At 68.3% G+C, this 4,331-nt stretch carries 7 protein-coding genes and 2 pseudogenes; 3 read left to right on the plus strand and 6 right to left on the minus strand.

Annotated features, from left to right (window positions below):
* Positions 1 to 288, plus strand: a pseudogene (locus QM611_RS04730) (MFS transporter); the annotation flags it as partial.
* Between the two features lie 60 nt (positions 289 to 348).
* Here QM611_RS04730 and QM611_RS04735 read toward each other — a convergent pair.
* From QM611_RS04735 to QM611_RS04755, 5 genes and pseudogenes are all read right to left on the minus strand, one after another.
* Positions 349 to 705, minus strand: a complete 357-nt coding sequence (locus tag QM611_RS04735) for a siderophore-interacting protein (RefSeq protein ID WP_415078751.1) — start codon at positions 703 to 705, stop codon at positions 349 to 351.
* Positions 692 to 1,012 (minus strand): siderophore-interacting protein, encoded by a 321-nt coding sequence (locus QM611_RS04740; RefSeq protein WP_415078752.1) that lies wholly within the window; start codon positions 1,010 to 1,012, stop codon positions 692 to 694. The genes QM611_RS04735 and QM611_RS04740 overlap by 14 nt, the downstream gene beginning before the upstream one ends.
* Positions 1,013 to 1,055: 43 nt before the next feature.
* Positions 1,056 to 1,493 (minus strand): annotated as a pseudogene (locus QM611_RS04745) (TetR/AcrR family transcriptional regulator C-terminal domain-containing protein); the annotation flags it as partial.
* Between the two features lie 12 nt (positions 1,494 to 1,505).
* Positions 1,506 to 1,748: a TetR family transcriptional regulator gene (locus tag QM611_RS04750; protein WP_415078753.1), complete on the minus strand. Its 243-nt coding sequence runs from the start codon at positions 1,746 to 1,748 to the stop codon at positions 1,506 to 1,508.
* A gap of 158 nt (positions 1,749 to 1,906) precedes the next feature.
* A complete protein-coding gene (locus QM611_RS04755; protein WP_415078754.1) occupies positions 1,907 to 2,314 on the minus strand; it encodes a MerR family transcriptional regulator in 408 nt (135 codons plus the stop codon).
* 137 nt (positions 2,315 to 2,451) lie between these two features.
* Between QM611_RS04755 and QM611_RS04760 the strand changes: the two genes are divergently transcribed.
* Positions 2,452 to 3,174 carry an SDR family oxidoreductase gene (locus QM611_RS04760; protein WP_415078755.1) on the plus strand — a complete coding sequence of 241 codons (723 nt, stop codon included), beginning with the start codon at positions 2,452 to 2,454 and terminating at the stop codon, positions 3,172 to 3,174.
* A gap of 251 nt (positions 3,175 to 3,425) precedes the next feature.
* Here QM611_RS04760 and QM611_RS04765 read toward each other — a convergent pair whose 3' ends face one another.
* Positions 3,426 to 3,998 carry a TetR/AcrR family transcriptional regulator gene (locus tag QM611_RS04765; RefSeq protein WP_415078756.1) on the minus strand — a complete coding sequence of 191 codons (573 nt, stop codon included), beginning with the start codon at positions 3,996 to 3,998 and terminating at the stop codon, positions 3,426 to 3,428.
* An 89-nt stretch (positions 3,999 to 4,087) separates the two neighbouring features.
* On the opposite strand from QM611_RS04765, the gene QM611_RS04770 reads away from it, so the two are divergent.
* A partial coding sequence (locus tag QM611_RS04770; protein ID WP_415078757.1) for an SDR family NAD(P)-dependent oxidoreductase occupies positions 4,088 to 4,331 on the plus strand: 244 nt, incomplete at its 3' end.

Genomic DNA, 4,331 nt, shown 5'->3' on the forward strand with positions numbered 1-4,331 from the left:
CTGGGCATCGACCACCAGCGCGTCGGGGTGGCCTCTGGCCTGGTCAACACCTCCCGTCAAGTCGGCGGTGCGATCGGCCTGGCCGTTCTGGTCACCATCGCGGCGTCGGTCGCCCGGGCCGGCGGCAGCGGCACGCCCGTCGGTGTGATCGACGGCTACCGGGTCGCATTCCTTGTCGCCGCCGCCGTCAGTGTGGCCGCTGCGATCGTCGCCGCGTTCCTGCCCCGCGCGCCGAAGTCCGCCCAGGCGGGCCCGACACCGCCGGTCCGCATAGCTGCGACCAAGTAGTTCAGCTGCCGGTTTTTGCCCGGTGCTGGGTCTTGCTGACCGGGCAAGGCTGTCGGAGGATCAGCCGGGTGCGGCGTGGCCGTGGCGCCAGTAGCCGGTGAAGGTGATGGTGGACTTGCCCAGGTGCCGGTCGGTGACGAGGTGACGGCGGACGCCTGTGGCGAGCGCGAGGGTTCCCGGTTTGAGCGTCGGGTTGTCACGAGGCAGCCAGTGGATGATGGTGCGCTCGGGGCAGTCGATGTCGGGTCGAATGTCGGCTTCGGTGGGGACTTCGAGGAAGACCTCGGCGGACAGTTCCGGGGTGGCTTGTTCGAGGATCGCGAGCACGGCGGGTAGTGCACTCTCGTCGGCGACGAGGAGCTGCTGATGTGCGCCGGGTCCTGGCTGGTAGGTGTAACCCTCGTCAAAGATGCCCACCGGATCGCCCGGAGCGGTGTTCGTCGCCCTCCACGTCGAGTTCGCAGGTCTCGGGGCGGATGGCTCGGACGGTGTACATGCGGACCCAGGGCCGCCGGGACGCCGGTTGCATGATCAGTTGCGCCGTCCACGCCTCGTTGGCGACCGTCGGCATGCTCAGGCGTTGCTGCCCGGGTCGGCAGAAGAACATGCGGAACCCTTGATCGGGGCCTGCGGGCCGGAACCGGTCGAGCCCGGCACTGGCGAGCGTCACGCGGACGAAGCTTGGGCTCAGGCGCTCGGTGGCCACGACCTCGAGGGTGATCATGGTTCGTTCTCGCGGGCGGCGGACGCTGGGAAGCAGGGGCATGTCAGTCGGACTCCCGCGCATCTGCTGTCGTCGCGCGACGGGCCGCGGTGCCCCGACGTGCCCGCGTCGCGCCCGTCGCCTGCCGCTGTCGTAGCCCGTCGAGGAACAGGCCGAGGCCGAACTCGAAGCGATCGTCCGGGTCGGCCAGGATGGCACCGACGAGGGCCGAGGTGATCTCGTCGGGAGGGCGGGTGTTCGACAGCGCCGCCTGTGACTTCTCGCGCTGTTGCACGGCGGTGAGTTCGGCCATGCCTTGTTCTTCGATGACGTGGCCCAGGACGAAGCTGAAGATCGCGAAGCCTGCCCAGGCCGCGTCGTTCAGCCCGAGACCACGCTCATGGGCTGCCTGCACCCAGGCGTGGCTGATCGAAACGGTGTTCTGCTCGGTGACGTAGGAGCCAGCCACGACCCGCGCGCCATCCCGACGGGACAACAGGGCGCGCCGGAGCCTTCAGGCGAACTCGGCCATCGTCTGATCCCAGGCGCCGCCCGCTGACGGCGCACCCACGCCGGCTATCAGTTCGTCGGCCATCGCCTCCAGCAGCGCCTGCTTGCTGGGGAAATGCCAGTACAGGCTGCCGGCCTGCAGACCGAGATGCGCGGCAAGCTTGCGCGTCGTCAACGCCTCCAGACCATCGGCATCCAGCAACTCCAGACCGCCGGCCACGACATCACCGCGCCGCACCTGAACCATCGACGCACCCTCCTCACGGACGAACACTGAAACCCTAACAATGCTTGACTCTAACATCGATCAAGTCAAGCGTTGTGAGAGTGTGGCCGGCGTGGGGCGGAGCCCGAAGTGTTAGATCGTCGCGCAGGGACTGACCCCGGGGGCCGACCCGCCGCTGTCTATGCCTGTGGGCTGGCGGCGTACGGCATCCAGGCGGGGTCGCGCAGGGCTGGGCAGTGTTCCGGGGTGGGGTTGTTGGCGAGGTGGATGATGCGGTCCAGGGCGTCGCGGGCGGCGACGAGGTCGTCCATGGCCGCGGTGATGCGATCACGCTCCGCCGCGAGCACCGCGAAGGTCTCGGGGGTGCCATCCCCGGCGTGGATGCTGGGCATAAGGTGCAGGATGGTGCGACTGGACAGTCCCGCGGTGAACAGTCGCTGGATCAGCCGCACCCATTCGGCGGCTGATTCCGGGTATGTCCGTTGCCCGCTGGGTGTGCGCTCTGGGGTGAGCAGGCCCTGCTCCTCGTAATACCGCAACGCCCGGGTGCTGACTCCCGTCTGGCGCGCGAGTTCACCGATCCGCATCCCGCCCCTCCGGCTTCGTGACGTGACTCTGGCGCGATGATTTGCCTTTGACGTCAACGTGAGGTTTTAGCGTAGCGGATGCCGGCCGACAAGCGGCCGCGCAGACCCGCCACGCCTCGTGCAGAAACGGAGCATTCATGAATCCCACAGGCCAGACGGCCCTCGTTACCGGGGCCAACCGGGGCATCGGCCGCCAGTTCGTCCTCGAACTGCTCGACCGGGGCGCGGCCAAGGTCTACGCGACCGCCCGCCACCCCGACGCGATCGACGTCGACGACCCGCGGGTGATCCGGTTACGGCTGGACCTGCTCGACCCTGACTCCGTGGCGGCCGCCGCGGCGGCCGCGCAGGATGTGACCGTGCTGGTCAACAACGCCGGAATCTCTACAGGTGCCGGCCTGGTCACCGGCGACCTCGCCGAGGTGAGCCGTGCGCTGGACACCCATTTCTGGGGCACGCTCGGCGTGATCCGCGCGTTCGCACCGGTCCTCGGCGCGAACGGGGGCGGCGCGATCGTGAACGTCCTGTCCGCGCTGTCGTGGTTCGTCGCCCCGGGCGCGGGCGCCTACTCCGTGGCCAAAGCCGCCGAGTGGAGCATGACCAACGCGGTGCGTCTCGAGCTCGCCGCGCAGCACACCGTCGTCCAGGGCGTGCTCCTCGGCTCCGCCGACACCGATATGTCCGCCGGATACGACGGACCCAAGATCGACCCGCGCGACGTGCCACGCCGATCCCTCGACGCTCTCGCCGAGGGAAAGATCGAGGTCGTCGTCGATGACTGGACCGCGATGGTCAAAGCATCCCTCGCCGGCGACCCCGCACCCTTCTACGCCCAGATCACCGCCATGCTCGGTGCCTGACCACAAACGCCGGGTTCCGCGACCGCCAAGGATGTCTCGAGCAGGTCGGCGGTTCGAGAGGCTCAAGGCTGACGCGGCGGAAGCGAGCAACGACACCGATCGCTTCCTTGAGATCCGCGAACAGCATTGTCCCGGTGAGAAGCATCCTCAACCTGTCTCGCTGCGGCCGCCAGGATCGGAACCTGACGAACGACACCGCGAGGTGAGCGAGCGGTTGCCGCCCTTGCTCCGGCATGGGTTCGCGGCTGGGCTTACGGCCGCAGGCCGCCGAGCAGCACCTCGACATACCGTTCGCGATCCTTGCCCAAGGGAACCGGCCCGGCGGTTGCTGCTGCGCTGAAACCGCAGAGGAGTCGCCGCAGGTCGTCGACGTCGATCTCTGCGCGCAGCGCTCCGCTCTCGCGAGCTCGTCGCAGGAGGATGTCGACATCGGCGAACAGCTCGCCGGCGACCGCCGCCGCATCGGCGCAGGTGAAGGTTCCTCCCGCGAGCAGGGCGGTCAGCGCCGTGTCGTCACACAGGTGCTCATACGCCGTGGTGACCATCGCGCGGAATGCGCGTTCCGGGTCATTCGCGGCGATGGCGTGTTTGACCGCGTCGAGCAGGCGGTCGAGCGCGTCCATCGCCAGTGCCTCGACAAGGGATTCTTGGCTCGGAAAGTGCCGGTACGCGGTGCCGATGCCCACACCGGCCTCCGCGGCGATGGAGTTGAGCGGGAGCTGCCCGGTCTGCGCATGGTGGCGCCGGGCGACCTTCAGCAGCCTCGCACGGTTGCGAGCGGCATCGGCGCGCAGCCCGGTCGGACGAGCGAGGGTCTCAGGCATGCCCCCAGCCTATATGGATTCGGATGCTTCATCCGAATCGTGCTACTGTCTAATCGGATGACTTATCCATTCAGGCGGGAGAGAACACGGTGCAGGACTTCGAGTGGCAGACCAGTGACCTGTCGGACCAGAGCGGGCGCGTCTTCGTCGTCACCGGCGCAAGCAGCGGGGTCGGGCTGGCAGTCGCCAAGGCTCTGCTGGCGGCGAACGGCACGGTGATCGCGGGCGTACGGGACCCAGCCAAGATGACCGCACTCCTCCCGCAACCCGGGCTGGTCGAGAACGAGAGTCGACTGATGGTGCGTGCTGTCGACGTCGCCGACCTGCGCTCGA

The organism is Microbacterium sp. (genome assembly GCF_047606685.1).
Lineage (GTDB): Bacteria > Actinomycetota > Actinomycetes > Actinomycetales > Microbacteriaceae > Microbacterium.

What these genes read in the sequence shown, in the direction of transcription:
- QM611_RS04760 (WP_415078755.1), top strand. Translation starts at nt 2,452, where the DNA reads ATGAATCCCACAGGCCAGACGGCCCTCGTTACCGGGGCCAACCGGGGC.
- QM611_RS04755 (WP_415078754.1), bottom strand. Translation starts at nt 2,314, where the DNA reads ATGCGGATCGGTGAACTCGCGCGCCAGACGGGAGTCAGCACCCGGGCG.
- QM611_RS04740 (WP_415078752.1), bottom strand. Translation starts at nt 1,012, where the DNA reads ATGATCACCCTCGAGGTCGTGGCCACCGAGCGCCTGAGCCCAAGCTTC.
- QM611_RS04750 (WP_415078753.1), bottom strand. Translation starts at nt 1,748, where the DNA reads ATGGTTCAGGTGCGGCGCGGTGATGTCGTGGCCGGCGGTCTGGAGTTG.
- QM611_RS04765 (WP_415078756.1), bottom strand. Translation starts at nt 3,998, where the DNA reads ATGCCTGAGACCCTCGCTCGTCCGACCGGGCTGCGCGCCGATGCCGCT.